At 73.7% G+C, this 25671-nt stretch carries 23 protein-coding genes; 14 read left to right on the plus strand and 9 right to left on the minus strand.

The genetic code is table 11. The features are described from left to right. The first annotated feature begins 151 nt into the window (after positions 1-151). The 4 genes from AB0D28_RS01640 to AB0D28_RS01655 all read left to right on the plus strand — a co-directional run bounded on the left by AB0D28_RS01640 (position 152) and on the right by AB0D28_RS01655 (position 6932). A complete protein-coding gene (locus AB0D28_RS01640; RefSeq protein WP_357381053.1) occupies positions 152-778 on the plus strand; it encodes a LysE family transporter in 627 nt (208 codons plus the stop codon). 352 nt (positions 779-1130) lie between these two features. After that, on the plus strand, positions 1131-4835 hold the full coding sequence (locus AB0D28_RS01645; RefSeq protein ID WP_357381055.1) for a M12 family metallo-peptidase: 3705 nt from the start codon (positions 1131-1133) through the stop codon (positions 4833-4835). Between the two features lie 84 nt (positions 4836-4919). Then, complete coding sequence (locus AB0D28_RS01650) at positions 4920-5558, plus strand: acVLRF1 family peptidyl-tRNA hydrolase (RefSeq protein WP_357381057.1); 639 nt, start codon at positions 4920-4922, stop codon at positions 5556-5558. 162 nt (positions 5559-5720) lie between these two features. Then, entirely contained in the window at positions 5721-6932 is a 1212-nt protein-coding gene (locus AB0D28_RS01655) for a hypothetical protein (RefSeq protein WP_357381059.1), read from the plus strand. Between the two features lie 67 nt (positions 6933-6999). On the opposite strand, the gene AB0D28_RS01660 is transcribed toward AB0D28_RS01655, so the two are convergent. Further along, a complete protein-coding gene (locus tag AB0D28_RS01660; RefSeq protein WP_357381185.1) occupies positions 7000-7914 on the minus strand; it encodes a neutral zinc metallopeptidase in 915 nt (304 codons plus the stop codon). Positions 7915-8161: 247 nt separating this feature from the next. On the opposite strand from AB0D28_RS01660, the gene AB0D28_RS01665 reads away from it, so the two are divergent. After that, the gene (locus AB0D28_RS01665) at positions 8162-9769 is read left to right on the plus strand and encodes an ABC-F family ATP-binding cassette domain-containing protein (RefSeq protein WP_357381061.1); all 1608 of its coding nucleotides are present in this window, start codon (positions 8162-8164) and stop codon (positions 9767-9769) included. A 117-nt stretch (positions 9770-9886) separates the two neighbouring features. Here AB0D28_RS01665 and AB0D28_RS01670 read toward each other — a convergent pair whose 3' ends face one another. Beyond that, positions 9887-10480 (minus strand): cadmium resistance transporter, encoded by a 594-nt coding sequence (locus AB0D28_RS01670; RefSeq protein WP_357381063.1) that lies wholly within the window; start codon positions 10478-10480, stop codon positions 9887-9889. A gap of 483 nt (positions 10481-10963) precedes the next feature. On the opposite strand from AB0D28_RS01670, the gene AB0D28_RS01675 reads away from it, so the two are divergent. From AB0D28_RS01675 to AB0D28_RS01685, 3 genes are all read left to right on the plus strand, one after another. Beyond that, complete coding sequence (locus AB0D28_RS01675; RefSeq protein WP_007072022.1) at positions 10964-11191, plus strand: helix-turn-helix domain-containing protein; 228 nt, start codon at positions 10964-10966, stop codon at positions 11189-11191. A gap of 43 nt (positions 11192-11234) precedes the next feature. Beyond that, the gene (locus AB0D28_RS01680; protein WP_357381065.1) at positions 11235-12002 is read left to right on the plus strand and encodes an enoyl-CoA hydratase/isomerase family protein; all 768 of its coding nucleotides are present in this window, start codon (positions 11235-11237) and stop codon (positions 12000-12002) included. A gap of 132 nt (positions 12003-12134) precedes the next feature. Further along, on the plus strand, positions 12135-14117 hold the full coding sequence (locus tag AB0D28_RS01685; protein ID WP_357381187.1) for an ABC transporter ATP-binding protein: 1983 nt from the start codon (positions 12135-12137) through the stop codon (positions 14115-14117). On the opposite strand, the gene mug is transcribed toward AB0D28_RS01685, so the two are convergent. The 6 genes from mug to AB0D28_RS01715 all read right to left on the minus strand — a co-directional run bounded on the left by mug (position 14114) and on the right by AB0D28_RS01715 (position 18470). Further along, positions 14114-14734 (minus strand): G/U mismatch-specific DNA glycosylase, encoded by a 621-nt coding sequence (mug, locus tag AB0D28_RS01690; RefSeq protein ID WP_357381067.1) that lies wholly within the window; start codon positions 14732-14734, stop codon positions 14114-14116. The genes AB0D28_RS01685 and mug overlap by 4 nt on opposite strands. 94 nt (positions 14735-14828) lie before the next feature. Further along, a complete protein-coding gene (locus AB0D28_RS01695) occupies positions 14829-15590 on the minus strand; it encodes an SDR family oxidoreductase (protein ID WP_357381069.1) in 762 nt (253 codons plus the stop codon). Between the two features lie 31 nt (positions 15591-15621). After that, entirely contained in the window at positions 15622-16068 is a 447-nt protein-coding gene (locus AB0D28_RS01700) for a hypothetical protein (protein ID WP_357381071.1), read from the minus strand. Continuing rightward, positions 16065-16883: a DUF692 domain-containing protein gene (locus AB0D28_RS01705; protein ID WP_357381073.1), complete on the minus strand. Its 819-nt coding sequence runs from the start codon at positions 16881-16883 to the stop codon at positions 16065-16067. Before AB0D28_RS01705 ends, AB0D28_RS01700 begins: the two co-directional genes overlap by 4 nt. Then, entirely contained in the window at positions 16880-17794 is a 915-nt protein-coding gene (locus AB0D28_RS01710) for a TIGR04222 domain-containing membrane protein (RefSeq protein WP_357381075.1), read from the minus strand. The genes AB0D28_RS01705 and AB0D28_RS01710 overlap by 4 nt, the downstream gene beginning before the upstream one ends. 103 nt (positions 17795-17897) lie before the next feature. Further along, positions 17898-18470, minus strand: coding sequence for a TetR/AcrR family transcriptional regulator (locus tag AB0D28_RS01715; RefSeq protein WP_194803152.1), 573 nt, complete (start codon positions 18468-18470; stop codon positions 17898-17900). A gap of 105 nt (positions 18471-18575) precedes the next feature. Here AB0D28_RS01715 and AB0D28_RS01720 point away from each other — a divergent pair, with 105 nt between their 5' ends. From AB0D28_RS01720 to AB0D28_RS01730, 3 genes are all read left to right on the plus strand, one after another. Continuing rightward, positions 18576-19421 (plus strand): carbon-nitrogen hydrolase family protein, encoded by an 846-nt coding sequence (locus AB0D28_RS01720; protein WP_357381078.1) that lies wholly within the window; start codon positions 18576-18578, stop codon positions 19419-19421. A 59-nt stretch (positions 19422-19480) separates the two neighbouring features. Then, positions 19481-20125 (plus strand): HAD family hydrolase, encoded by a 645-nt coding sequence (locus tag AB0D28_RS01725; RefSeq protein ID WP_357381080.1) that lies wholly within the window; start codon positions 19481-19483, stop codon positions 20123-20125. 193 nt (positions 20126-20318) lie between these two features. After that, positions 20319-21245 (plus strand): RIO1 family regulatory kinase/ATPase, encoded by a 927-nt coding sequence (locus AB0D28_RS01730; protein ID WP_357381082.1) that lies wholly within the window; start codon positions 20319-20321, stop codon positions 21243-21245. Between the two features lie 46 nt (positions 21246-21291). Here the strand turns inward: AB0D28_RS01730 and AB0D28_RS01735 are convergent, their stop codons facing one another. Further along, a complete protein-coding gene (locus tag AB0D28_RS01735; protein ID WP_357381084.1) occupies positions 21292-21540 on the minus strand; it encodes a DUF2630 family protein in 249 nt (82 codons plus the stop codon). A gap of 301 nt (positions 21541-21841) precedes the next feature. Here AB0D28_RS01735 and AB0D28_RS01740 point away from each other — a divergent pair, with 301 nt between their 5' ends. Genes AB0D28_RS01740 through AB0D28_RS01750 form a run of 3 tightly spaced genes read left to right on the plus strand, consistent with a single transcriptional unit; the run spans position 21842 to position 25607 of the window. Further along, positions 21842-23179: a cytochrome P450 gene (locus tag AB0D28_RS01740; RefSeq protein ID WP_357381189.1), complete on the plus strand. Its 1338-nt coding sequence runs from the start codon at positions 21842-21844 to the stop codon at positions 23177-23179. After that, positions 23176-24051 (plus strand): terpene synthase family protein, encoded by an 876-nt coding sequence (locus AB0D28_RS01745; protein WP_357381086.1) that lies wholly within the window; start codon positions 23176-23178, stop codon positions 24049-24051. The genes AB0D28_RS01740 and AB0D28_RS01745 overlap by 4 nt, the downstream gene beginning before the upstream one ends. Next, the gene (locus AB0D28_RS01750) at positions 24048-25607 is read left to right on the plus strand and encodes a prenyltransferase/squalene oxidase repeat-containing protein (RefSeq protein WP_357381087.1); all 1560 of its coding nucleotides are present in this window, start codon (positions 24048-24050) and stop codon (positions 25605-25607) included. Before AB0D28_RS01745 ends, AB0D28_RS01750 begins: the two co-directional genes overlap by 4 nt. Positions 25608-25671: the final 64 nt, after the last annotated feature.

The following is a 25671-nucleotide window of genomic DNA, read 5'->3' on the forward strand; positions in this document are numbered from 1 at the left end:
GCCCGGGAAACGGGTGGCGGGGGTGGGGGAGCGGGGCGCAGGATGGGCCGGTGATCGAGGCGTACCCGAAGCAGGCTCCTGTCCGTGCGGCCACCGCCGTGCGCCGACAGCGCACCCTACCGCCGGTCGCCTCGCCGCACCTTCCGTCGTCGTGACCGGGGCGTTCCTGGCCGGCCTGGTCGCTGGTTACGGCGTCGCCATCCCGGTCGGTGCGATCGCGATCCTCATCCTCGGGCTCAGCGCCCGTACCTCGTTCCGCGTCGGCGCGGGGGCGGCGCTCGGCGTGGCGAGCGCCGACGGTCTCTACGCGGCGGTCGCGGCTCTCGGCGGCACCGCGGTGGCGAGCGGCCTCGCGCCGTTCGCGGGTCCGCTGCGATTGCTCGCCGCGGGCGTGCTGCTGGTCCTCGCCGGCCTCACCGCCTGGCGCGCCCTGCGCCCGCCGGTCACGACCCCCGAGCCGAGCGTGCGGGGTGGCCTGGACACGCCGGTGCGGGCGTTCGGCGCGGTGCTCGCGTTGACCATGCTCAACCCGGCCACAGTGGTCTACTTCGTGGCGCTCGTCCTCGGCCGGGGCGACGTGCTCGGCCCCGGTCCGGTGGGCGCGGCCGTCTTCACGGCCGGGGTGTTCCTGGCCTCGGCCAGTTGGCAGTTGCTGATCGCCGGGGGCGGCTCGCTGATCGGCCGGGCCCTCACCGGGCCCCGCGCGCGGCGGGTCACCGCGCTGCTGTCCAGCGTCATCGTCGCGGGCCTCGCGGTCGCCACGCTGCTCGGTGTGTGACCGGCGTGGACATGCCCGTGTGTCAGCCGGATTGCGGACCGGTTCATGATCCGTTACCGGGGGATCGGCCGAGACGGCAGTTCCGGACGGCGGAAAGATCCATTGATGGTCCCGCATCCGACCAAAGGTGTTCTCGGCCGTCAGGTCGGCCGGCTCTGTCCTCGGAAGCGCGGATCCCGCGTGCCGGGACGACGCGGATCACCGTCCAGGTAGAACCGCATCCACCTTCCGGGTGATGTCCGCGGTCGCGGGTGGTCCTAGGGTCACGGAACAATCCGTGGGCCGTACACGTACGTCCGGTCATCCCCGCCGGTCGTACGGCAGTCCATACTCGACCCAGCAGGGAGAAGACTTGAGGATCACCCTGTGGCGTCCGCCGCGCGACCGGCAACTCGCCGGTCGGCCTCGGCGCGGACGGACCGCTGCCCTCCTCGTCGCCGCGCTCGCCGCGGCGACGCTTCCCGTTCTCGCGGCGCCCGCGCCCGCCTCCGCCGCACCCGGCGTCCACGGACCGTGGCAGAAGGTGGACGGCAAGCTGGCCGCCACCAAGGCGGGGCGCAAGGCCGCCGTCAAGGCCAAGCGGCTGGCCGCGTACAAGCTGGACCGCGGCACCATGAAGGGCCTGCTCGACAAGGCGCCCGCCGAGAAGCGCGTGGCGGTGGCCCGCGTGGCGAAGCAGGTCGTGTCGCTGCCCGCTCCGGACGGCACGTTCCAGCGTTTCGAGCTGGTCGACTCACCGGTCATGGAGGCCGGCCTGGCCGCCAAGCACCCGGAGATCACCACGTACGCCGGCAAGGGTCTGGACGACCCGGCGGCGACCATCCGCGCGGACCTCACCCCGCTCGGGTTCCACGCGTCGGTCCGGTCGGCCAAGGGCAACTGGTACATCGACCCGTACTACCAGCGCGACCAGAGCCTCTACGCGAGCTACTTCGCCCGCGACCTGGAGCACCCGGAGGGCGAGTTCGTCGAGCGTGAGGACGTCACGCAGGAGGCGCACGCGCTGGCCGGGGAGATCGCCGAGGCGGAGGTCCCGGCCGGGCCGCTGGTGAAGCTGCGCACCTACCGGGTGGCGCTGGTGACCGACCCGTCGTACGCCACCTACTTCGGCGCGGAGAACGTCACCGCCGCGAAGGTGACGCTGATGAACCGGGTCACCCAGATCTACGAGGACGAGACCGCGATCCGGCTCGTGCTGATCAACGACACCGACAAGACGAACCTGAACACGCCGGCCCTGGCCACCGAGCCGAACGGCCCGTGCGGCGCGGCGGCCTGCTTCACGCCGACGCAGCTCACCTCGTGCGGAAGCGGCACGCTCAGCCGTAACCGGATCGTGCTCGGCCAGCTGGTCGGCGCGAGCAACTACGACGTGGGCCACATTGGCCTTGGCGTCAACGGCGGCGGCGTGGCCAGCCTCGGCGTGATCGGCGGCAACGGCAAGGCGCAGGGCTGCACCGGCCTGCCGACGCCGGTCGGCGACTTCTACGCGGTCGACTACGTCTCGCACGAGATGGGTCACCAGTTCGCCGGCAACCACACCTTCAACGGCACCCAGTACAACTGCTCGGGCGGCAACCGCAGCGCGGCCAACTCGTACGAGCCGGGCAGCGGCTCGTCGATCATGGCGTACGCGGGTATCTGCCAGCAGGACAACCTCCAGCCGCACAGCGACCCGTACTGGTCGCACCGCAGCTACACCGAGATCACCAACTACGTGACCTCGAACCGCCCGGCGATCAACGAGGTGCAGACCGTCTCGCTGTACGGGTTCGACGCCGACGGTGAGTCCTTCACCATCAGCTACGCGGGCAACGACTCGGCGCCGATCGTGCGGGGCGTCAACTACACCACCGCCGGCATCAAGGCGGCCGTCGAGGGCATCGCCGGCTGGCCGGCCGGCGCGACCGTCACGGTGGCCGCGTTCGGTGGCAGCGGCGCGCTCAACGACAACGGCTTCCAGGTGACCTTCGGCGGCACGCTGGCGACCACGAACGTGGCGTCGCTGGAGCTGACGAACGTCTCCGGCGCCTCCGGCTTCGTCGGCGAGACGGCCAAGGGCGGCGCCATCGACAACGGCGGCTGGCTGGTCGAGGAGACCGGCAACCACGCCCCGGTGGTCACCGTGCCGGACACCGTCACCATCCCGGTGCGTACGCCGTTCGCGCTGACCGGCAGCGCCACCGACGCCGACGGCGACACCGTGACGTACCTGTGGGAGCAGAACGACAGGGGCGCCTCGGCCGGCACCGCGCTGGTGAACAACACGAAGGTGAACGGTCCGCTGTTCCGGGTGTTCGGCGAGGCGGCGATCGTGTCGCCGACCGACACGCTGAAGTACCACTCGCCGGGCCTGAACTCGGTCACCACCGACTCGACCCGGGTCTTCCCGGACATGCGGCAGATCCTGGCCGGCAACACCAACGCCGCGACCGGCGCCTGCCCGGCCGCTCCGGCGCCCCCGGCCACGGGTGGCGCGTCGAACGTGCCGGCCGAGCTGGTGGACTGCTACTCCGAGTTCCTGCCCACCCGCGACTGGGTCGGCATGGCCGGCGACCGGACCCTGCACTTCAAGCTCACCGCCCGGGACGGGCGGCTGGGTGGCGGCGGCATCGGCAGCGCCGACGTCGCCGTGGTGCTGGCGCCGGACGCGGGCCCGTTCCTGGTGACCTCGCAGGACACCGCCGCCGTCCTGGACGGCGGCTCGACCCAGACCGTGACGTGGGACGTCGCCGGCACCGACGTGGCGCCGGTGAACGCCGCGCAGGTGAAGATCTCGCTGTCCGCCGACGGCGGGCAGACCTTCCCGTACGTGCTGGCCGAGCAGACCGCCAACACCGGCACCGCGACCGTGTCGCTGCCGAACGTGGCCACCGAGAAGGCCCGGATCAAGATCGAGGCGGTCGGTAACGTCTTCTTCGACGTCAACGACGCCGACTTCACGATCCGGTCCGCCCCGGTCGTCACCAGCACCGCCCCCGACGGTGGTGTGAGCGTGCAGTACAGCGACGCGCTCTCGCCGGCCGTCACCGTCACCGCCGACGACGGCGACACCGCCGGCGCGGACCTGAGCGCTGCGGCCACCGGGCTGCCCGCCGGCCTGTCCCTGGCCGTCACGAACACCTCCGCGACCGACGCCCGCCCGGGTACGCGTACCTGGACGGTCGCCGGCACCACCACGGCGGCACCGGGTGACTACCCGGTCACCGTGATTGTGTCCGACGGCTCCGGGCTGACCGGCAGCACCTCGTTCACCGTCACCGTCGCCGCCGAGGACGCGGCGGTCAGCTGGGCCGGTGACACGCTGGTGAACACCGCGACCGGCGGCGCGTCCGGCACGGCGCTGCTGCGGGCCGTGGTCCGGGACGGCTCGGTGCTGCCCGGTGCCACGGACACCACGGCGGGCGACATCCGTACCGCCACCGTCACCTTCACCAAGGACGGCGTGACGCTCTGCACCGCCGCGCCGGCCCTGCTCGGCACGGCCACCACCAGCGCGTCCGCGGCGTGTGAGGCCACCCTGTCGAAGGGCACGCACACCGTCACCGCGACAGTGGGCGGCAACTACACGGGCAGCACCACCGCCCAGGTGACAGTGGCCGTCTCCGACGGTGGATTCCTCACCGGCGGCGGGGAGTTCACCGCCACCCGCTCGGCGGGAAGCTACCCGGCCGACGTGAACTCCACTGTCGAGGTGGAGCTGAACGCGAAGCCGGGCAAGGCGAACAAGGCCCCGTCGGGCAAGGCCGAGGTCGAGTTCCGCTCCGGTGGGAAGTCGTACACGGTCAAGGCCGACACTGTCGACGCGCTCGGCGTCACCTCGGCGGGCAAGGTCGCCCAGGTGCGCTACCAGGCCGCCCTGTACGACAGCAAGGGCAAGCTGGTGTCCTCCGGCCTGACCCTGGCCGTGACGGTGACCGACCGGGGCGCCCCCGGTAGGAACGACAGCGTCGGGCTCACCCTGTGGAAGGGTGGCGCCCTGCTCCTGTCGTCGGACTGGACGGGCGGCGCGACCGCCGAGGTCAAGCTGAAGGGCGGCAACCTCACCGTCCACTGATCCACGCGGTAGACGCGGGAGGGCGCCGGCACGGTGTCCTCCCGCGTCGCGTCTCCCGGCCCGTCGATGGCGTACCGTCGGGCCATGAGCAGCCGACCCGCCGCCGGGGGCGGCCGGTGGGTCGAGGTCGACCCCGGCCGCGTCGCCCGCTGGGTCGAGGGCTTCACCGACCGGCACGGCCCGCCGACCACGACAGTCCAGGAGTACGGGCTGCTGCTCACCGCCCCGGACGGCGCCACCGCCGAGCTGCACACCCCGCCCGGCGCGAGCGCGTCGGCGGACGTACCCGGATTCGTCGCCTCCGCCACGGCGGCCCGCCGGCTCGGTCTGCTGCTGGCCCGCAAGGGCGCGGTCGCCCTCGGCGTCGCCGACGGCGCCGACCTGGTGGTCTCCAAGGTGGACACCCGGTACGTGCAGGGCCGTACCGCGGCGGGTGGCTGGTCCCAGCAGCGGTTCGCCCGGCGGCGGGACAACCAGGCCAAGGCCGCCCTGGGCGACGCGGCGGAGCTGGCAGTGCGTCTGCTGTTGCCGGAGGTGGGCACGCTCGCGGCGCTGGTGTGCGGAGGTGACCGGCGCGCGGTGGACACGGTGCTTGCCGACCGGCGGCTGGCCCCGCTGACGGCGCTGCGCGCGCCGCGCCTGCTGGACGTGCCGGAGCCCCGGCACGCGGTGCTGGTGGCCGCGGTCGCCGCCGCCCGGGCGGTCCACATCCTGGTCCGCTGAACAGGAAAGATCACCTCAAGACGGCGCAATCCCGTTCCCCGATGGTGCATCGAATCGACTCGATGCCTATCGTCGGTGTCACGAAGCCGGGTCTCCGGGCGACCCGCAGGGCAGCTTCGCCTCCGCCATCACGCGCCGACATCGTTGGGAGAGAACAACTTCATGAGCGGATATCAGGACGGCCGGCTGCGGGCCCGGTGGCGCCGTGCGACGAGGCTCCTCGTCGCGGCGGCGGCGATGAGCGCCGGAAGCCTCGTGCTCACCGCCACGCTGACAGCCGGCACGGCCAACGCGGCTCCGGCGCGGGGCGCCGCGCTCGCCGCGCCCACTGTCACCAGCGTCACCGCGGGCGGCGCGCACACCTGCGCGATCAGCACCGACGGGGGACTGTGGTGCTGGGGCTCCAACTACGCCGGCCAGCTCGGCGACGGCACCACCACCAACCGCAGCGCCCCGGCGCGGGTCGGCACCGCCACCTGGACCGGTGTCGACGGCGGCTCCGGGCACACCTGCGCGGTACGCACGGACGGGACGCTCTGGTGCTGGGGCTCGAACTTCCGGGGCCAGCTCGGCGACGGCACCACCACCAGCCGCAGCGCCCCGGTGCAGGTCGGCACCGCTACCACCTGGGCCCGGGTCGACGCCGGCCCCCAGCACACCTGCGCGATCCGCACCGACGGCACGCTCTGGTGCTGGGGCTTCAACCGGACCACCCAGCTGGGCGTCGGCGCCTCGCCGTACGTCGCGAACACCCCGCTGCAGGTCGGCACGGCCACCGACTGGGTGAGCGTCTCGACCGGCTACGGGCACACCTGCGGTGTCCGCACCGGCGGCACGCTCTGGTGCTGGGGGTCCAGCTCGGACGGCCAGCTCGGGCTCGGCAACCTGGCACCCCAGACCGCGCCCGCGCAGGTCGGCACCGCCACCGGGTGGACCGGCGTGGCGGCCGGATACGCCCACACCTGCGGGATCCGCTCCGGCGCGCTGTGGTGCTGGGGTGAGAACGGATACGGCCAGCTCGGCGTGAGCGGCACCTACCGGACCGCGCCGGTGCAGATCGGCACCGCCACCACCTGGAACCGGATCGCCGCGAGCAGCGACACGACGTGCGCGTCGCGTACCGACGGCACCCTGTGGTGCTGGGGCAAGAACTCGGCCGGGCAGGTGGGCGACGGCAGCACCACCCACCGGTCCGCGCCCGCCCAGGCCGGCACGGCCACCACCTGGACCGGCGAGGTAGCGGTGACCGACCACGGCTGCGGCATCCGTACCGACGGCGGCCTGTGGTGCTGGGGCGACAACAGCGGTGGTCAGCTCGGTGACGGGACGACTGTCAACCGGTCCACTCCGGCTCAGGTGACACTGCCGGCCTGACCGGCCCCGGAAACGACATCGGCCCGCACCACCGTCTGCGGTGGTGCGGGCCGATGCGCGGATCGGCTCAGGCCCCCGAACCGAAGGTGTCACAGGACTTCGGGTCGCCGGTGGTGAAGCCCTTGGTGAACCACTGCTTGCGCTGCTCGGAGCTGCCGTGGGTGAACTCGTCCGGGTTCACCGGCCGGCCGGAGCGCTGCTGGATGGCGTCGTCGCCGATCTTCTCGGCCGTGTCGATGGCCTGCGAGATGTCCTGCTCGGTGATGCTCTTGAAGATCTTCTGGCCCTGCTCGTCGGCGGTGCCGGTGGCGTTCTTCGCCCAGGCCCCGGCGTAGCAGTCGGCCTGCAGCTCCAGCTTCACCGAGAGCGCGTTCGCGCTCTGCGGGTCGCGCTGCTGCTGGCGGCGCATCTGCGCCTCGGTGCCGAGCAGGTCCTGCACGTGGTGGCCGTACTCGTGGGCAAGCACGTACGGCTGGGCGAACTCGCCCTCGGCGCCGAGCTGGTCGGCCAGCAGCTTGTAGAAGCTGAGGTCGATGTAGACCAGGTCGTCGGCCGGGCAGTAGAACGGGCCGACGCCGGAGTCGGCCGCGCCGCAGGCCGTGCTGACGTTCTGGCTGAAGAACACCGTCTTCGACGGCTTGTACTGCTCGCCGAACGCCTCCGGCATGGCGGTGCGCCAGTACGCCTGGATCGAGTTGACGTAGAGCGCGTTGCGGCAGTCGAGCTGCTTCAGCGCGTCCTGCGCCGAGCACTTCTGCTCCAGCGAGGTGTTGTCGCCCTGCTCGGAACCGCCGCCGTTGGTGGCGGCGTTGAGGCCGAAGCCGCCGCCCACCAGGGCGACGAGTACGGCGATGATGATGCCCACGATCCCGCCCCGGCCGCCGCCGATCGGGATCGGAATGCCCATCCCGCCGCCTCCGCCGGACCCTCGCCGGTCGTCCACCTGGCTGGTGTCGACCCGCGCGTTCTCGTTCAGCTCCATGTTGACCCCGATCACCGATGTGTCCGTATGTGGTGGTTGCGGTACCGGACCGGGTCCGGACGGCGGTTTCCGTACCCGATGATCTTGCACGGTAATCCGGGGGAGCGGGTCCGTGGGGCCCGGTACACTTGCCCCCGTGCTGCGCTGCGAAGGCTGAACGGCCCCGCGCCGACGGGAAATCACCACCCGCCGGCGCTTTCGCGTGCCCTGAGTCAGCCCTTCCGGACCCGAGAGCGAGTACTCCGAAATGATCACTGCCACCGGCCTGGAACTGCGTGCCGGTTCCCGGATCCTGCTGTCCGACACCACCCTGCGGGTGCAGCCGGGGGACCGGATCGGCCTGGTCGGCCGCAACGGCGCCGGCAAGACCACCACACTCAAGGTGCTCGCCGGTGAGGGCCAGCCGTACGCCGGCCAGATCGACCGGCGCAGCGCCATCGGCTACCTGCCGCAGGACCCGCGTACCGGTGACCTGGACGTCACCGGCCGGGACCGGGTGCTCTCCGCCCGCGGGCTGGACGTGCTCATGGCGCAGATGAAGGAGCTGGAGAACAAGCTCGCCGAGGGCGCCGACGACGAGCGGCTGGTCCGCCGCTACGGCGCGCTGGAGGACCAGTTCGCCTCGCTCGGCGGCTACGCGGCCGAGGCCGAGGCGGCCCGGATCTGCGCCAACCTCGGCCTGCCCGACCGGGCCCTGGCGCAGACCATCGGCACGCTCTCCGGCGGCCAGCGCCGCCGCATCGAGCTGGCCCGGATCCTGTTCCGCGACGCCGGGGAGAACGGCGGCGGCATCCTGCTGCTCGACGAGCCCACCAACCACCTCGACGCCGACTCGATCACCTGGCTGCGCGGCTTCCTCGGCAACCACAAGGGCGGCCTGATCGTGATCTCCCACGACGCCTCGCTGCTGGAGGCGGTGGTCAACAAGGTCTGGTTCCTGGACGCCACCCGGTCCGTGGTCGACACCTACAACCTGGGCTGGAAGGCGTACCTGGAGGCGCGGGAGACCGACGAGCGGCGCCGCCGCCGGGAGCGCGCAAACGCCGAGAAGAAGGCCGGCGCGCTGATGGCGCAGGCGGACAAGATGCGGGCCAAGGCCACCAAGACCGTCGCCGCGCAGAACATGGCCCGCCGCGCCGAGCGGCTGCTCTCCGGCCTGGACGAGGTCCGCGTCGCGGACAAGGTCGCCAAGGTACGGTTCCCGAGCCCCGCGCCGTGCGGCAAGACGCCGCTGACCGCGACCGGCCTGTCCAAGTCGTACGGGTCGCTGGAGATCTTCACCGACGTCAACGTGGCTGTGGACCGGGGCTCCCGGGTGGCCATCCTCGGCCTCAACGGCGCCGGCAAGACCACGCTGCTGCGGATGCTCGGCGGGCTGCTGGAGCCGGACACCGGCGAGGTGCGTCCCGGCCACGGGCTGCGGCTGGGCTACTACGCCCAGGAGCACGAGACGCTCGACGTGGACCGCACGATCCTGGAGCACATGCGCAGCGCCGCGTCCGACCAGACCGACACCGACCTGCGCAAGATCCTCGGCGCGTTCCTGTTCTCCGGCGAGGACGTGGACAAGCCGGCCGGTGTGCTCTCCGGCGGCGAGAAGACCCGGCTGGCGCTGGCCACGCTGGTCTGCTCGGGCGCCAACGTGCTGCTGCTGGACGAGCCGACGAACAACCTCGACCCGGTGAGCCGCGAGCAGGTGCTCGACGCGATCGCCCGCTACCCGGGCGCGATCGTGCTGGTCACGCACGACCCGGGCGCGGTCACCGCGCTCAAGCCGGATCGCGCCATCCTGCTGCCCGACGGCGACGAGGACGCCTGGTCCGACGACCTGCTGGAGCTGGTCGAGCTCGCCTGACCCCTTCCCGCGCCGCCTGCCCGCGCCCCTTGCCGGTTGATCATGAAGTTGACGGCACTCTTTGAGATCCAGATCGCCGTCAACTTCATGATCGACGGAGAAGACGGGCGGGGGCGGTCAGGCCAGGAGGGCGGCCAGGTGGGGGAGGACGCCGGAGGTGAGCAGGATGGTCGCGCCGATGGCGATGAAGATCGCCGGGACCAGCCAGTGGCCGGCGCGGCCGACCAGCGCCACCACCCGGGGGTGCCCGCCGAGCGCGGCGGCGACCGCGCACCACACGGCCACCAGCACGGCGAACACCAGCAGCCAGATCAGCCCGGTGAGCGGGTCGAGGGCGCGGAAGACCGGCACGTAGACGGCGATGTTGTCGGCGCCGTTGGCCACTGTGACCCCGGCGACGCCGGCCAGGCTGCCGACCACCGCCGGCGGCTCGTCGTCGTCGCGCCGGGCCGACAGCGCCCGGGCGCCCAGCCCGATCGGCAGCAGGCGGAGCAGACCCGGCCACGGGTCGGGCACCACGAGCAGCCCGGCGGCGGCCACCGCCGCGATCGCGACGAGCGCGCCGATGCCCGCGTACTGCCCGGCGACGATCTGCCACGGCCGGGGACGCCCGGTGTGCCGGGCGGCCACGAACAGCACCGTGAGCACGACGATGTCGTCGAGGTTGGTGGCGGCGAAGACGCCTGCGGCACCCGCCGCGGCCGTGATCATGTCAATCACCCCGGGCACGATACGGCCCGTCGCACCCGCGCACCCACCGCCGGCATGATCCATGCCGGCGCGCCGACGCGCAGGCGTCCGGAGCGCGGCGAGGCGGTCCCGTCGAAAGTGGTGCCGATCAGGCGGGAGGATGCCGCCAGTTCGTCGAACCGGCGCGGAACGAATCGTCGTCAGTCGATCGACGGACCGATTGGCGGCGCCTCTCGTGCTCTCGCCGGCATGGACGGGCCGACCACGGAGAGGGCGTTGGCCCGTCCATCCACTGAGATGCCGCCACCTTGCCGAACCTGGGGCGACGGGCTCGTCCGGCGGGCCGGTACGGATCAGCCGGCCGGAAGGATCACTCTATCGGGAAGCTGACATTGCGTAGCGTGTCGGTTGGCGAATAGTTGATATCTGGCGCATGATCGTCCGAGGCGGTCTAATAGGTGGGACCGTATCCGAACCGCACAGTCTGGGACGTGAGGAATCAGCATGGCAGCCACTGGCACAGCCACCAGCACTGAGAAGGGTCGCCGGATCGTCGGGGCCGAGCGTCAGACGCTCGCCAAAGACCTGGTAAAGCGGTACACCGGCGGAGAGAGCATTCGTGCTCTGGCGGCCTCGACCGGCCGTTCCTACGGGTTCATCCACCGGGTGCTCACCGAATCCGGGGTGCAGCTGCGGCAGCGCGGCGGCGCCCGGCGCCGGAAGAAGGCGTGATCCGCCCCCCAGCGTCGTCCACCCGCGCGTTCCGGGGCGTCCGGTGACCGCCGAGACGACCGGAGTGCGCTTCGACTGCGACGGGCCGGTCGCGACGGTGACGTTGTGCCGGCCCGACGTGCTGAACGCCCAGACTCCCGCGATGTGGCGCGCGATGAGCGACTTCTCCCGCGACCTGCCGGGCGACGTGCGCGTCGTCGTCGTACGCGGGGAGGGGCGTGCCTTCTCCGCAGGCCTGGACCTGGCGGTCGCCGGCGCGACCGGGCCGGGCTCCTTCGCCGAGCTGGCCGCGATGCCGGCGGCCGAGTGCGCCGACCGGATCGCCGAGTACCAGGGCGGTTTCACCTGGCTGCACCGGCCGGACGTGGTGTCGATCGCCGCGGTGCAGGGCCACGCCATCGGCGCCGGCTTCCAGCTGGCTCTCGCCTGCGACATGCGGGTCCTCGCCGCCGACGCCAGGCTCTCCATGGCCGAGGTGACGCTCGGGCTGGTCCCCGACCTGGCTGGTACGCGCCGCCTGGTCGAGCTGGTCGGCTACTCCCGGGCGCTGGAGATCTGCGCCACCGGCCGGCGGATGGACGCCACCGAGGCGGACCGTATCGGCCTGGCCACGCTCGTGGTGCCGAACGACGAGCTGGACGGCGCCGTGCGTGACCTGTCCGCCGGGCTGCTGGCGAACAACCGGGACGCGATCATCGAGATCAAGGCGCTGCTCGCGGGCGCGGCCGGGCGCTCGCATGCCGAGCAGCAGCGCGCCGAGCGGGAGGCGCAGACCCGGCGGATCCGGGACCTGGCCGGGCGGGGCGAATAGCCGGTACGGCGATTTCGTAAGGACCGTTCGGGAAGATCTGGGTTACTCGCGAGGTTGTCACAGGCGTCGGGAGAATGGACTCCGACGGTTCCTGCTGCCCTGACGACCCGGAGGTGACGAGTGTCCCACCCGATGGCCGGCGGCGGCATGGGCGGCTGGAGCATGCTCCGGTCGCTGCGCAACCGTGACGAGGTCTCCGCCCACGAGCTCAAGCGCGGCACCGCCCGGCGGATCGTCGCGTTCGCCCAGCCCTACCGGCGCGACATCATCGTCTTCCTGATCACCGTGATCGTCGCCGCGGTGATCGGTGTGGCCACGCCGCTCCTCGCCGGTGACGTCATCGACGCGATCGCCGGCGCCGGCCCGGACGCCCGCTCGACAGTCGTGCGGCTCGCCCTGATCATCGCCGCGCTGGCTGTGGCCGACGCCCTGTTCTCCCTGGTCCAGCGGTGGTATTCGGCCCGCATCGGCGAGGGCATCATCCTCGACCTGCGCACCCGGGTGTACGACCACGTCCAGCGGATGCCGTTGCAGTTCTTCACCCGCACCCAGACCGGCGCGCTGGTCAGCCGGCTCAACAACGACGTGCTCGGCGCCCAGCGCGCGTTCACCTCGACGCTGTCCGGCGTGGTCAGCAACGTCATCCAGCTCGTGCTGACCGCCGGGGCGATGCTCGTGCTGTCCTGGCAGATCACCGTGCTGGCGCTGGTGCTGCTGCCGATCTTCATCATCCCGGCCCGCCGGGTCGGCCGGCGGCTGGCCGAGATCACCCGCGAGTCGTACAACCTCGACGCCAAGATGAACGCGACGATGACCGAGCGCTTCGGTGTGGCGGGCGCGCTCCTGGTCAAGCTGTTCGGCGCACCGGAGGTGGAGGCCGACCGGTTCGCCCGCCGGGCCGAGCGGGTGCGCGACATCGGCATCCAGTCCGCGATGTACTCGCGGACGTTCTTCGTCGCGATGCTGCTCGTCGCGTCCCTGGCCCAGGCCCTGACGTACGGCGTCGGCGGCTGGCTGGCGGTCACCGGCGCGGTCAGCGCCGGCACAGTGGTCAAGCTGGCGCTGCTGCTGACCCGCCTCTACGGCCCGCTGACCGCGCTGTCGAACGTCCGGGTCGACGTGATGAGCGCGCTCGTCTCGTTCGACCGGGTCTTCGAGGTGCTCGACCTGCGCCCGACCATCGCCGAGAAGCCCGAGGCGGTGCCGGTGCCGCGGGGCAGCGGCCGGGTCGAGTTCCGCGACGTACGCTTCCGCTACCCGAGCGCCGCGGAGGTGTCGCTGGCCTCCCTGGAGGAGGTGTCGACGCTCGACCGGACGGTCAACGAGCCGGTGCTCAAGGGCGTGTCGTTCGCCGTCGAGCCGGGGCAGATGGTGGCCCTGGTCGGCCCCTCCGGCGCGGGCAAGTCGACGCTGTCCATGCTGATCTCCCGGATCTACGACGTCAGCGACGGCCAGGTGCTTGTCGGTGGCGTCGACGTACGGGACGCCACGCTCGCCTCGCTGCGCGACGAGATCGGCGTGGTCACCCAGGACTCGCACCTGTTCCACGAGACGATCCGGGAGAACCTGCGCTACGCCAAGCCGGACGCCACCGACGACGAGATCTGGGCGGCGCTGGCCGGCGCACAGGTCGCCGACCTGGTCCGGGCTCTGCCGGACGGGCTCGACACGACTGTCGGTGAGCGGGGCTACCGCTTCTCCGGCGGCGAGAAGCAGCGCATCGCCATCGCCCGCCTGCTGCTCAAGGCCCCGTCGATCGTGATCCTCGACGAGGCCACCGCGCATCTGGACTCGGAGAGCGAGGCAGCAGTGCAGCGGGCGCTGTCGGTGGCGCTGACCGGGCGTACCGCGCTGGTCATCGCGCACCGGCTCTCCACGGTGCGCGACGCCGACCAGATTCTCGTGCTCGACGAGGGCCGGATCGTGGAGCGCGGCCGGCACGACGAGCTGGTGGCCGTCGGCGGCCTGTACGCCGAGCTGTACCGCACCCAGTTCGCGATCACCGACTCGCCCGCGCCGCACGCCGAGGCCGAGCAGCCCGAGCCCGTGGTGACCACGGTGCCGATGGGCACCTACGTCGCCCACGAGGCCATGCCCCCGGCCGCGGCCAACTAGCCCGCGACGACAGCGGCACGCAGCTCGGCGAAGGCGGCACCAAGCGTCTCCGGGGTGAAGTGGGCGTTCAGGCCGCTCGGGTTGGGCAGCACCCAGAGCCGGGCCGCCGCCAGCGTTTCCGGCTGCGGCCCGAATCCGGCCTTCGGCCGGGCGAACCCGATCCGGTACGCGGTCACCCCGACCACCGCCACCCAGCGCGGCCGGTAGCCCTCGACCTTGGCGGTGAGCGTGGCGGCGCCGTCGACGAGTTCCGCGGGGGTGAGTTCGTCGGCGCGGGCGCTGGCCCGGGCCACCATGTTGGTGATGCCGAGGCCCAGCGCCGGGAGCGTGTCCTGCTCGCTGGGGTGCAGCAGGCGCGGCGTGAAGCCGCCCCGGTGCAGGGCGGGCCAGAAGCGGTTGCCGGGGCGGGCGAAGTGCCAGCCGGTGGCCGCCGACCACAGGCCCGGGTTGATGCCGACGAACAGCACGTCCAGGCCGGGCGCGATCACGTCGGGCAGCAGCCGGTCGGCCGCCGCGGCGAGCTGTTCCCGGCTGGGCCGGGGGTGGCTTCGGGCGGGTGTGCCCGGGCCGGGCGCGGCCTCGGGCCGCCCACCGGCCGGACGCCGTCGATCGCTCACCGTCCCTCCGCCCCGGGTGCCCGGCCCGCCGCGACCACCCGCACCCGGCTCACCAGAGCAGCCGCCACGGGAAGCCCAGCCACCGCGCCCACCGTCACAGCCCGCGCAGCGCGCCGCCGTCGACCGGCACGGTCACCCCGGTGACGTACCCGGCGGCGGGGGAGAGCAGGAACGCGGCCACCCTGCCGAACTCCGCCGGGTCGCCGATGCGCCCGAGCGGGATCGCCGCCTCGGCCTGCGCGCGGGCCCGCTCCGGATCGCCGGAGCCGGCCAGCAGCTCCCGGTTGCGGTCGGTCATGATCCGTCCCGGCAGCAGGCTGATCACGCGTACGCCGCGCGGGCCGAACTCGTCGGCCATGTCCTTCGCCACGCCGGCGAGGCCCGGCCGCAAACCGTTGGAGATGCCGAGGCCGGCCAGCGGTCCGCGTACCGAGGTGGACAGCACCAGCCCGATCGCGCCGCCGTCGGTGAGCGCGCCGGCCACCGTCCGGGCGAGCCGGACGCTGCCCAGGAAGACCGTCTCGAACGACTCGCGCCACTGCTCGTCGGTGACGGAGGCGGCGGTGCCGGGAGGCGGGCCGCCGACCGAGATCAGCGCGCCGTCGAGACGGCCGAAGTGTTCGCGGGCGGCCGCGACGAGCCGCTGCGGCGTGGCGGGGTCGGTGAGGTCGGCGGTCAGCCCGATCGCCTGCCGTGGATCGCCGAGCGCCTCGATCGCGGCGGCCACCCGTTCCGGGGTACGCGCCGAGATGACCACCCGGGCGCCGTCGGCGACGAGTTGCTCGGCGGTGGCGAGGCCGAGGCCGGCGGAGGCGCCGGTGAGCACGTACACCCGATCGGCGAGTCCGAGATCCATACCCCGATCCTGCCGTACCGGCGGGTGCCTGTCAGCGCGGGGCGGGCCGCACCAGGCGTACCCGGCCGGCGACCTGAACCGCGACGGCGCCGCCGGCCCGGGCGAGGGCCGGCCACCGGCGAGGCCGGGGCGGGTGGTGGCCGTCGTAGCGGCTCGCGGCCTCCCGCTCGGCCAGCTCGTCCGCGCCCAGCGGCGGCAACGCGTCCCGCTCGCGCAGGTCGCGGGCCAGGTCCCAGCCGTCGCGCAGCGAACCGTTGGTGGGACGGCCGTCGGCCCACGCGGTGAACGTGGCCGGCCAGCCGGGCCCGAGCCCGGCGGCGAGCAGCGGCCAGTGCCGGGCCACGTCGCCGGCCCGCTTGCGCAGCAGCGCCCGGCGGGCCGCCTCGACCGGGGCCGGGGCGAAGCCGGGCGGCAGCGGCCCACCGGCGACGAGCGCGGCGACCAGCTCGGCCTGCCGGGCCGCGAGGTCGCCGCTCACGTGACCACCGGGTGGCCGGACGCGGCGGCCAGCGCGTCCAGCTCGCCGCGCAGCTCGGCGGCGGGCGGATAGTGCCCGTCGCGTTCCAGCAGCAGCGCGGGCGGCCGGCGCCGGGCGCACAGCTCGCGGACCAGGTCCAGCACGGCGGCGGGCACCGGGTCGGTGTGCGTGTCGTGGTAGAAGCCGCCGTGTTCGGCGCCGCCCGCCACGTGCGCGTAGGCGATGCGCTCCAGCGGCAGCCGGTTCAGCAGCGCCGCCGGGTCGCCGCCCCGGTTGCGGGCGTTGGCGTGCACGTTCGCGATGTCGAGCAGCAGCAGCGCGCCGGTGGCGTCGAGGATCTCGGTGAGGAAGTCCGCCTCGTCCAGCTCGTCGTCGGGCCAGTCGAAGAGCGCGGCGATCGGCTCCAGGGCCAGCGGCACCGGCAGCTCCGCCTGCGTCCGCCGGACGTTCGCCACCACCGCCGCGACCGCCTCGCGGGTGCGCGGCAGCGGCAGCAGGTGACCGGCCTCCAGGCCGCCGGCCCGCACGAACGCGATGTGCTCGCTCACCAGCGGCGCGTCCAGGGCCGCGGCCACAGCGGCCAGGTGCGCCACCCGGGCCGGGTCCACCGGTTCCGCGCCGCCGAGGGACAGCCGCACCCCGTGGGGTACGACGTCGACGCCGCGTCCGCGCAGCTCGGCGAGCCCGTCCGGGAGCGGCCCGGCCGGTGCGACCGCCTCCGCGACCACCTCGACGAAGCGCAGCCCCGGCAGCCCGGCGACGAAGCCGGCGATCTCGGGGCGCCAGCCGATGCCGACGCCGGACGGGCCGGTCATCCGCCGCACCCGCCTCCGCCGCAGCCACCGCCTCCGCCGCAGGAGCTGCCGCCGCCGCACGAACTGCCGCCGGCAGTCGCCCCTCCGCCGCAGGAGGTGCCGGAGCTGGCGGCGCCGGTGCTGCCCATCGCCTGCCGCTGGATCTCGGCCTGCTCGGCGAAGCCGGGGTCCATGGTCCAGAGCGTCGCGGTGCCGAACAGCGCCACGCCCAGCGCCACCTCGGCCGGGCCGTACGTGGTGTACGCGGGTCCGGCGGCCGGGCGCAGCCAGGCGTGCCGGCGGCGCATGTCGTCGAGCGCCGCGGTGGCCGCCCGGGTGCGCCACGGCACGCGGTTGAGCAGCACGAACGCGAGGCCGAGCGGGAACAGGCTGAGCAGCAGCCAGCCCGTGGGCCGGTCGTTGAGCAGCCCGGAGACCGCGCGCACGATGCCGATCACCAGCAGGAACCCGATCAGCAGCGCGCCGCGCCGCAGCGTCCGGCGCCGCTCCTGGTCCAGGGCCAGGCCCCGGCGTACCAGGCCGTCGCGCAGCTCGTCGAGCGCACGCCGCACCCACTCGTCGGCGGCCAGCTCCCGGGTCCGCAGACCTCGGCTCGCCGCGTGGTGGACCGCCTGGTCCAGCGGGGTGGCCCCGGCCGGCAGCGGACCGCCGGTGGTGAGCCGCCGGTCCGGCCGTACGCCGACCGCACCCGCGTGGCGCAGCCCGCCCAGCGCGGCCCAGACGGCGAGCTGGTCACCACCGTTGAGGTAGGCGACCTGCTGCGGCCCCAGGTTGCCGTGAACGCTCACCGGCGTGCCCGCGAGCATGCGCCGTCGGTACACGATCGCACCGACGACCAGGACGACGGCGAGCAGGAGGTACCAGCGCAGGAATACGGGGCCGGGGATGCCCCAGGTGTCGGAGGGGGTCATCGTCTGCTCCTGTCGCGAGGAGGGGTCGCGGCTCATTGTGGAGCAGGCGCGCCAGAGTCGATCTCCTCGGGCGGGGTAGTTACCGGACCGAGACCGGCACGGTTCAGTGCCGGCGGACGGCCTCCTCGACCAGGTCGAGCACGCGGGCCAGGTCGCCGGCCGGCCGGCCCATCGCCAGGTGCAGTACCAGCCCGTCGTAGGCCAGCTCCAGGAACTGGGCGAGCACGTCGATCGGCACGTCGTCGCGGAGCACGCCGGCCTCGCGCTGGCGCAGCAGGCGTTCCCGGGTGGCCGCGGCGATGGCCTCGGAACGTTCCGCCCAGCGCTTGGCGAAGGCGGGGTCGGTGCGCAGCCGGCGGGAGACCTCCAGCTGGCTGCCGAGCCAGCCGGTGGTGTCCGGCGAGACGGCCCGGGCCAGCAGGTCGCGCATCACCTGCACCAGGCCGTTGCGGGCGACGGTCTCCACCATGGCGGCGGCGTCGTCCTCGGCCACGGCGAGGAAGAGGGAGTCCTTGTCCCGGAAGTGGTGGAAGATCGCGCCCCGGGACAGGCCGGTGGCCTCCTCCAGCCGCCGCACGGTGGCGCCCTCGTAGCCGTGCCGGGCGAAACACGCCCGCGCCGCCGCGAGGATCTCCTGCCGGCGCGCGTCGAGCTGGTCCTGACTTACTCTGGGCACGAACGGATCGTCGCAGGTGGAACCGTCCGATGCAAACCGTACGTACGGCTTGAGATCCGGTGACGGATGATCATCTGTCGTCGCCGGGGTGGTTACCATCGGCGGGTGACCGCCCTCCCCGCGCGCCCGCTCACCGTCGCCGCCGTCCAGGCCCAGCCCGTCCCGGGCGACGTGGCCGGCAACGCCCGCACCGCCGCCCGTCTCGTGGGCCGGGCCGAGGGCGCCCGCGTCGTCGTGCTGCCCGAGCTGTTCCTGCCGGCGTACCACCCGCCGACGCTCGGCGCGGATCCGGACGCCACGGACGTGGCCGCCGACGCCGACGGCCGGGTGACCGACGCCCGGCTGGACCCGCTGCGCGCCGCCGCCGTCGAAGCGGGCGCCGCGGTGGTGATCGGCGCCGCCGTGCGCCACCCCGACCGGCGGCGCACGATCTCCTCGCTCGTGGTGGACCCGGCCGGCGCGGTCACCGCCGCGTACGACAAGCAGCAGCTCTGGAGCGGCGAGCGGGAGCTGTTCGACGCCGGCGTCCGGGGCGCCACGATCGAGGTCGACACGTGGCGGCTGGGTCTGGGCGTCTGCTATGACGGCTGTTTCCCGGAGCACGCGCGGGCCGCCGCCGGCGACGGCGCGCACGGCTACCTCTGCCCGAGCGGCTACCTGGCCGGCTCGGCGCACCGCCGCGACCTCTACTACGCCGCCCGCGCGCTGGACAACACGATGTACGTGGTGTTCGCCAACTCGGTCGACGGCGCCGATCCATGGCGGTTCAACGGCGGCGCGGCGGTGTACGACCCGGAGGGCCGGCCGCTGGCCCGGGGCGCCGACACCGGCGAGGACGTGCTGGTGGCCACGCTGGACCCGGACGCGCTGGCCGCCACCCGCGCGGCACACACGATGCTGCGGGACCGCCCGCTCGACGCCGGGGCGGCCCGCGCCGTGCTCGTCGCCTGAGCGCCGCGCCGGGGCCCTCGGCCCTGTCGGTGCTCCGGTGTGTCCCGTAGGGTGCCCAGGTGCCGTTGCTCCTGCTCGATCTGGACAACACCCTGCTGGACCGCGACGGGCCGTTCCGTGTCTGGGGAGAACGCTTCCTGGCGGGCATCGGCGCGCCGCCGGCCGACCTCGACTGGTTGGTGTCCGTGGACGCGGACGGGCTGACCAACCGCTGGGACGTGGCGGACGCGATCCGCGAGCGGTACGCGCTGCGCATCCCCTCGATCGACCTGGTAGACGAGCTGCACGACGGCGTGGTGGCGCACATGCGGCTGGATCCGCTTGTCGCGTGCGCGTTGCGGATCGCGGCGGACGCGGGCTGGGTGCCGGTGGTGGTCACGAACGGCGCGGCCCGCCAGCAGGACGCCAAGATCCGTACGACCGGCCTGGACCGGTACGTCGCCGACTGGGTGATCTCCGAGGAGGCGGGCGTCAGCAAGCCGAACCCGAGGATCTTCGCGCTCGCCGCCCAGCGGGCCCGGATGCCGCTGCGCGGCGCGTGGGTGATCGGCGACAGCCCGGAGGCGGACATCGGCGGGGCGACGGCGGTGGGCCTGCCCAGCGTCTGGCTGCACCGGGGACGCCGCTGGTCCGACCCGAGGTACGCGCCGACCCGGATCGAGGACGGGCTGATCGCGGCCGTGGCGGCCGTGCTGGCCGGCTGACGGCGGCAGCGGCGCGGCGGGCCGGCGGCGGCGCGGTAAATCCGTTGACCCGAGCCGGACGGGGCACGAGCATGGTGCCGCGCGAGTGCGCAGCCGGGGGTCGCCCGGTCGAGGAGAGGAGGTCGGTCATGGCCGTCTTCGCAGGGTCGTTCCACCTGCCTCCACCAGCCTCGATCGAAGGACAGATCCACCCGTGCGCGATCACGACTTCCCGGCGCCGCAGCGCCGTGGCCGCGGCAAGAGCCGCTTCGACGACGACGAACCCGACTTCCTGAAGCGGGGGCGGCGCACGCCGGCCCTCGCCGACCCGGACGCCGAGCCCGACGTGGAGGACGCCTGGTCCTCCTGGGACCAGGCCGTCCACGGCCCCGAGCCGCATCCGGAGTGGCTGGTCACCGAACTGGCCGCCCGGGACACCGAGCTCGGGGTGCTCAAGACCGGCAAGGAGGCGGACGTCCACCTGGTCCGCCGCGCGGTGCCGGGTACCGACCGCGGCTGCCTGCTGGCGGTGAAGCGCTACCGCGACGCCCAGCACCGGCTGTTCCACCGCGACGCCGGTTACCTGGAGGGCCGCCGGGTACGCCGGTCCCGCGAGATGCGGGCGATGACCGGCCGCACCGCGTTCGGCCGGCAGATGATCGCCGGGCAGTGGGCGGCGGCCGAGTTCGCCGCGTTGTCCCGGCTCTGGGAGATCGGGGCCGCCTCCGGGCGGATCGCGGTGCCCTACCCGGTGCAGCTGCTCGGCACCGAGCTGATGCTGGAGTTCGTCGGCGACGCCGGGGCGGGGGAGGCCGCGCCGCGGCTGGCCCAGGTCCGGCCCGACGACGACGAGCTGCGCGACCTGTGGGACCAGCTCGTCGAGGCGCTGACGGTGCTCGCCCGGGCCGGGTACGCGCACGGCGACCTGTCCCCGTACAACCTGCTGGTGCACGCGGGCCGGCTGGTGCTGATCGACCTGCCGCAGGTGGTCGACGTGGTGGCGAACCCGCAGGGGGCCGAGTTCCTGGCCCGCGACGTGCGGGTGGTGGCCGCCTGGTTCACCGCCCGTGGGATGCCGGCGACGGTGACCGACCCGGCGGCGCTGACCGAGGCGCTGCTGCGGGAGGCGGGCATCCGCTGACCGGCCGGCGTCCCAGGCGGGAGACCGCCCGGGACGCCGGACCGGATCACTGGAGGTAGCGCTCGACCTCCGGCACCGGGCGCTCGCCCTGGGCGTCCGGGTCGCCGTGGGCCTGGCGGGCGGCCCGGCGGCGACGCAGCAGGTCCCAGCACTGGTCCAGGGACTCCTCCAGCGCGCGCAGCCGCTCCCGCGCCTCGTCGTCGGTGCCGGCCTCGTTCTGCTGCGCGCCGGCACGCAGCCGGTGCTCCTCGTCGACGAGTTCCGAGATCCGGCTCAGGATGGTCTTGTCGTCCATGCCCGAAGCTTGGCACAGCGGACGGTGCCGCGCCCGCGGCACCGGATAGGTGAGCCGTCCTCGCGCTCCGCGGCGGCCACTGTGTACGCGAGTGACGCACGTCCCACGGCTTCCATTCTCGACAAAGAGATTGTTGTTACGTGAAATATCCTCCGACCTGCCTTTTGATCTGCGGCTCGTGATGGCATGCTCGCGGGCAACATCACGGGTCGGTACGGGGTCGCGACCCTGAGTCAACCGAGGGAGCGTTCAGGTGCCCGAAACGACGGACACACCGAGGCCCACCGGCCGACCCCGAATCGTGCCACTGCGGCAGATCCTGCCCGCGGTGCTGCGCGACCCCGCCCGGGCCCTCATCGACATCGGTAACCGTACCGAAGGCGAACTGGTCCGGCTCAACCTCGGCTCCTTCCGCCCCTACCTGGTCACCCACCCCAAGCACGTGCAGCACGTCCTGCGCGACCGGGCGGACAACTACGACCGCGCCGGTGACGGGCTGTTCTGGCGCCCGGTGAAGCGGCTGTTCGGCGAGGGGATCCTCGGCGAGGGGCAGATCTGGTCGGCCAGCCGGCGCATGCTCCAGCCGATGTTCACCGCGAAGCGGGTGGAGGCGCTCGTCGACGGGATGGCCGACGCGATCCGTGACGCGGTCGCTGAACTGGACGAGCCGGCCCGTGCCGGGCAGCCGGTCGACATCGGCGTGGAGCAGGCGCGCATCGTCAGCCGGGCGATCATGAAGGTGCTCTTCGCCGACCGGATCTCGGTGCCGGACGCGATGCGGGTGATCGAGGCGCAGGACCGGATCGCGACCGCCGTCATCCCGCGCATCATCGTGCCGTTCGCGCCGCTGTCGCTGCCGATGCCGGGCGACCGCACGTTCGCCCGCGCCGTACGCGTCGTCGACGACGTGCTGGTGCCGATCGTCCGCGAGACACGGGAGTCCGCCGAGCAGGGCGACGACGTCATCTCGACGCTCTGGCAGGCCCGCACCGACGACGGGCGGCAGCTCGACGAGCGGCAGGTCCGCAACGACACGGTGGCGATGTTCGCCGCCACCACGGAGACCACCATCAACGTGCTGACCTGGGCCTGGCCCCACCTGGACCAGCATCCCGAGGTGGCCGAGCGCCTCTACGCCGAGATCGACGAGGTGGTCGGCGGCGAGCCGGTACGCCGCGAGCACCTGAGCCGGCTCACGTACACCCGGATGGTGCTGGACGAGCTGCTGCGGCTCTACCCGATCGGGTGGATCATCCCGCGCCGCGCGGTCGCCGGGGACGTCATCGACGGTGTGCCGATCGAGCCCGGCGCGACGATGGCGGTCAGCCCGCTGATCACCCAGCGGATGCGGCAGTTCTGGGATCGCCCGGACGAGTTCGACCCGGAACGCTTCCGCCCCGAGCGGGTCCGCGCCCGGCACCGCTACGCCCACTTCCCGTTCGGCGGCGGGCCGCACCAGTGCCTGGGCATGTACCTGTTCTATCTGGAGGCCCAGCTCATCCTCGCCACCATGCTCAGCCGCTACCGGTTCCGGCTGCACCGCCCCGGCGTACCCGGGTTGCGGCTGGCCGCGGCGCTGCGGCCGCGCGAACGGGTGGAGCTGACACTCGTCGCCGCCGGGCGGACGGAGGGGGCATGACCGACGGCGCGACACCGGATCCGCTCGTCGTCGCCGCCGAACAGGGCCGGGTCTGCGCGCTGGCCGCGCAGGGCCAGCGTGGCCTGCGCAGAGCCGCCGCCGCGCACCCCGAGCTGTTCCCCGGCGACCCGTTCGACGCGACGCTGTTCAGCAGCATCGCGCAGGCGATGGCGTTCAGCGCCCCCTGGCACAGCGCCGCCGAGCTCGCCGTGACCAACCGCGCGGTGCTGTGGGGCTTCGCCGTGGACTGGCTGGTCGACCACCAGGCCACCAGCCGGGCCGAGGTGGACCGGATCGCCGGCGTCTGCCTGGACGTGCTCGACGGCGCCGACTCCGCCGACCCGCTGGGCCGGTTCCTCGCCGAGCTGCGCGACGACGTCGCCGCCGCGCCGGCCTATCCGGCGCTGCGCGACCACTGGCGGGACACGATGGCCCGTACGCTCGACGCGATGGCCCGCGAGTGGGACTGGCGGCGCACCGGCCGCCCCACGCTCGCCGACTACCTGGCAAACGCCGACAACCTCGCCGCGACTGTCGTCAACGTCGCGCACTGGATCCACACCGGATCGGTGTCCGAGGCCGGCACGCTGGCGCGGCTGATCGAGGTCGGTGACGAGGTCCAGCGGGCCCTGCGCCTGGTGAACGACCTCGGCACCCACCGCCGCGACGCCGAGTCCGGCGACCTCAACGCGCTGCTGCTGGTGGACGACCCGGCCGAGGTGGAGCGGCACTTCGCCGAGCAGGTCGACCACTGCCGCGTCCTGCTGGCGAAGCTGGCCGGCGAGGTGCCGCGGGAGGCCGACTTCCTGTCCCGGCAGCTCGGTTTCACCACCGGCTTCTACCGGAACACCGACTTCTGGGGCGTGCGGTGACGCTGACCGCCGGACCGGTGCACGCCACCCGGCCCGGGACCGCGCGCGACCTGATCGCCGCGCTCGGCGGCGAGCCGGAGGGGCAGACCTCACCGTCGGTCTACGAGACCGGACGGCTGATCGCGCTCGCGCCCTGGCTCGACGGCCACGACCGGCGCCTGGCCTGGCTGCTGGACCGGCAGCGTCCGGACGGCGGCTGGGGCGGCCCCGGCGGCTACGCGCTGGTGCCGACGCTGAGCGCGGTGGAGGCGTTGCTGGCCGTGCTGCACCGCGACGGGCCGGCCGCCGCGCCCGCCGCCGCCGCGCACCGGGGGCTGGCCTACCTGGCCGGCGCGTTGCGCGCGGGCGCCCCGCCGGACCTGCCGGCCACCGACCTGATCGTGCCGGCGTTGCTGGCCGCCGTGGACCGGCACCTCGACGGTCCGGCCGGGCCGCCCCCCGGCCTGGCCGAGTGGGCCGGCCGGCCCCGCCTGCCGCTGCCGGCCGGTCTCGACCCGGCCCGGCTGACCCGGGTACGCGGACTGCTCGCCACCGGGCGGCCGGTGCCGGAGAAGCTGGCGCACGCGCTGGAGGTGGCGGGCGAGCTGGCGTACCGCGCGCCCGGGGTGCGTCAGTCGGCCAGCGGCGCGGTCGGCGCCTCACCGGCCGCCACCGCCGCCTGGCTGGGCGGGCCGGAGCCCGGACCCGCGCTTGACTACCTGAACGCTGTCGCCCGGCATGGCCCGGTGCCCTGCGCGAGCCCGATCACCGTGTTCGAGCGGGCCTGGGTGCTCGGCATCCTGGTCCGGGCCGGCGTGCCGGTCGGCACGCCCGAGCCGGTGCTGACCGAGCTGCGCGCCGCGGTCGGGCCGTCCGGCGCGGCCACCGCGCCCGGCCTGCCCGCCGACGCGGACACCACAGCTGTCACGCTCTACGCCCTGGCCCGGCTGGGCCGCGCGCCGGGCGTCTCACCGCTGGCCGGGTTCGACACCGGACGGCACTTCTGCACCTGGCCGGGGGAGGACGGGGCGTCGCTGACCACGAACGCGCACGTGCTCGACGCGCTCGGCGAGCACCCGAGCGGGCCCGGCGTCACCGGCGCCCGCCGCCGGGTCACCGAGTGGCTGCTGGACCGGCAGGAGCCGGACGGGCGGTGGGAGGACCGCTGGCACGCCTCGCCGTACTACGCCACCTACGCGGTGCTGCTGGCGCTGGCCGACCACGCGCCGGACGGCGCGGCGCGTACCGCCGTCGATCGGGGCGTGGCCTGGCTGCTGGCCACGCAGCGCCGGGACGGCTCCTGGGGACGGTGGGACGGTACCGCCGAGGAGACCGCGTACGCGGTGCTCGCGCTGGCCGACGCGGGCCGGCCCGGCGACGCCCGGGTCACGTCGGCGCTGGCGCGGGGACGCCGTCGACTGTCCGAGCTGGACGGATCCGACGGTGAACCGGCACTATGGCACGACAAGGACCGCTACCGCCCGACGCGGATCGTCCGCGCCGCGGTGCTGGCGGCCTCCGGCCGCGCCGGGGCGGCCCGGACGGAGGCCGCACCCACCATGATCAGGATCGCTTGAATGAGGTTCACGACGGCTGCTAGCGTGCGCCGGAGTCGATCGGATTTCGGACCGACCGAAGACC

The organism is Micromonospora sp. NPDC048169 (assembly GCF_040652815.1).
Taxonomy (GTDB): Bacteria; Actinomycetota; Actinomycetes; order Mycobacteriales; family Micromonosporaceae; genus Micromonospora.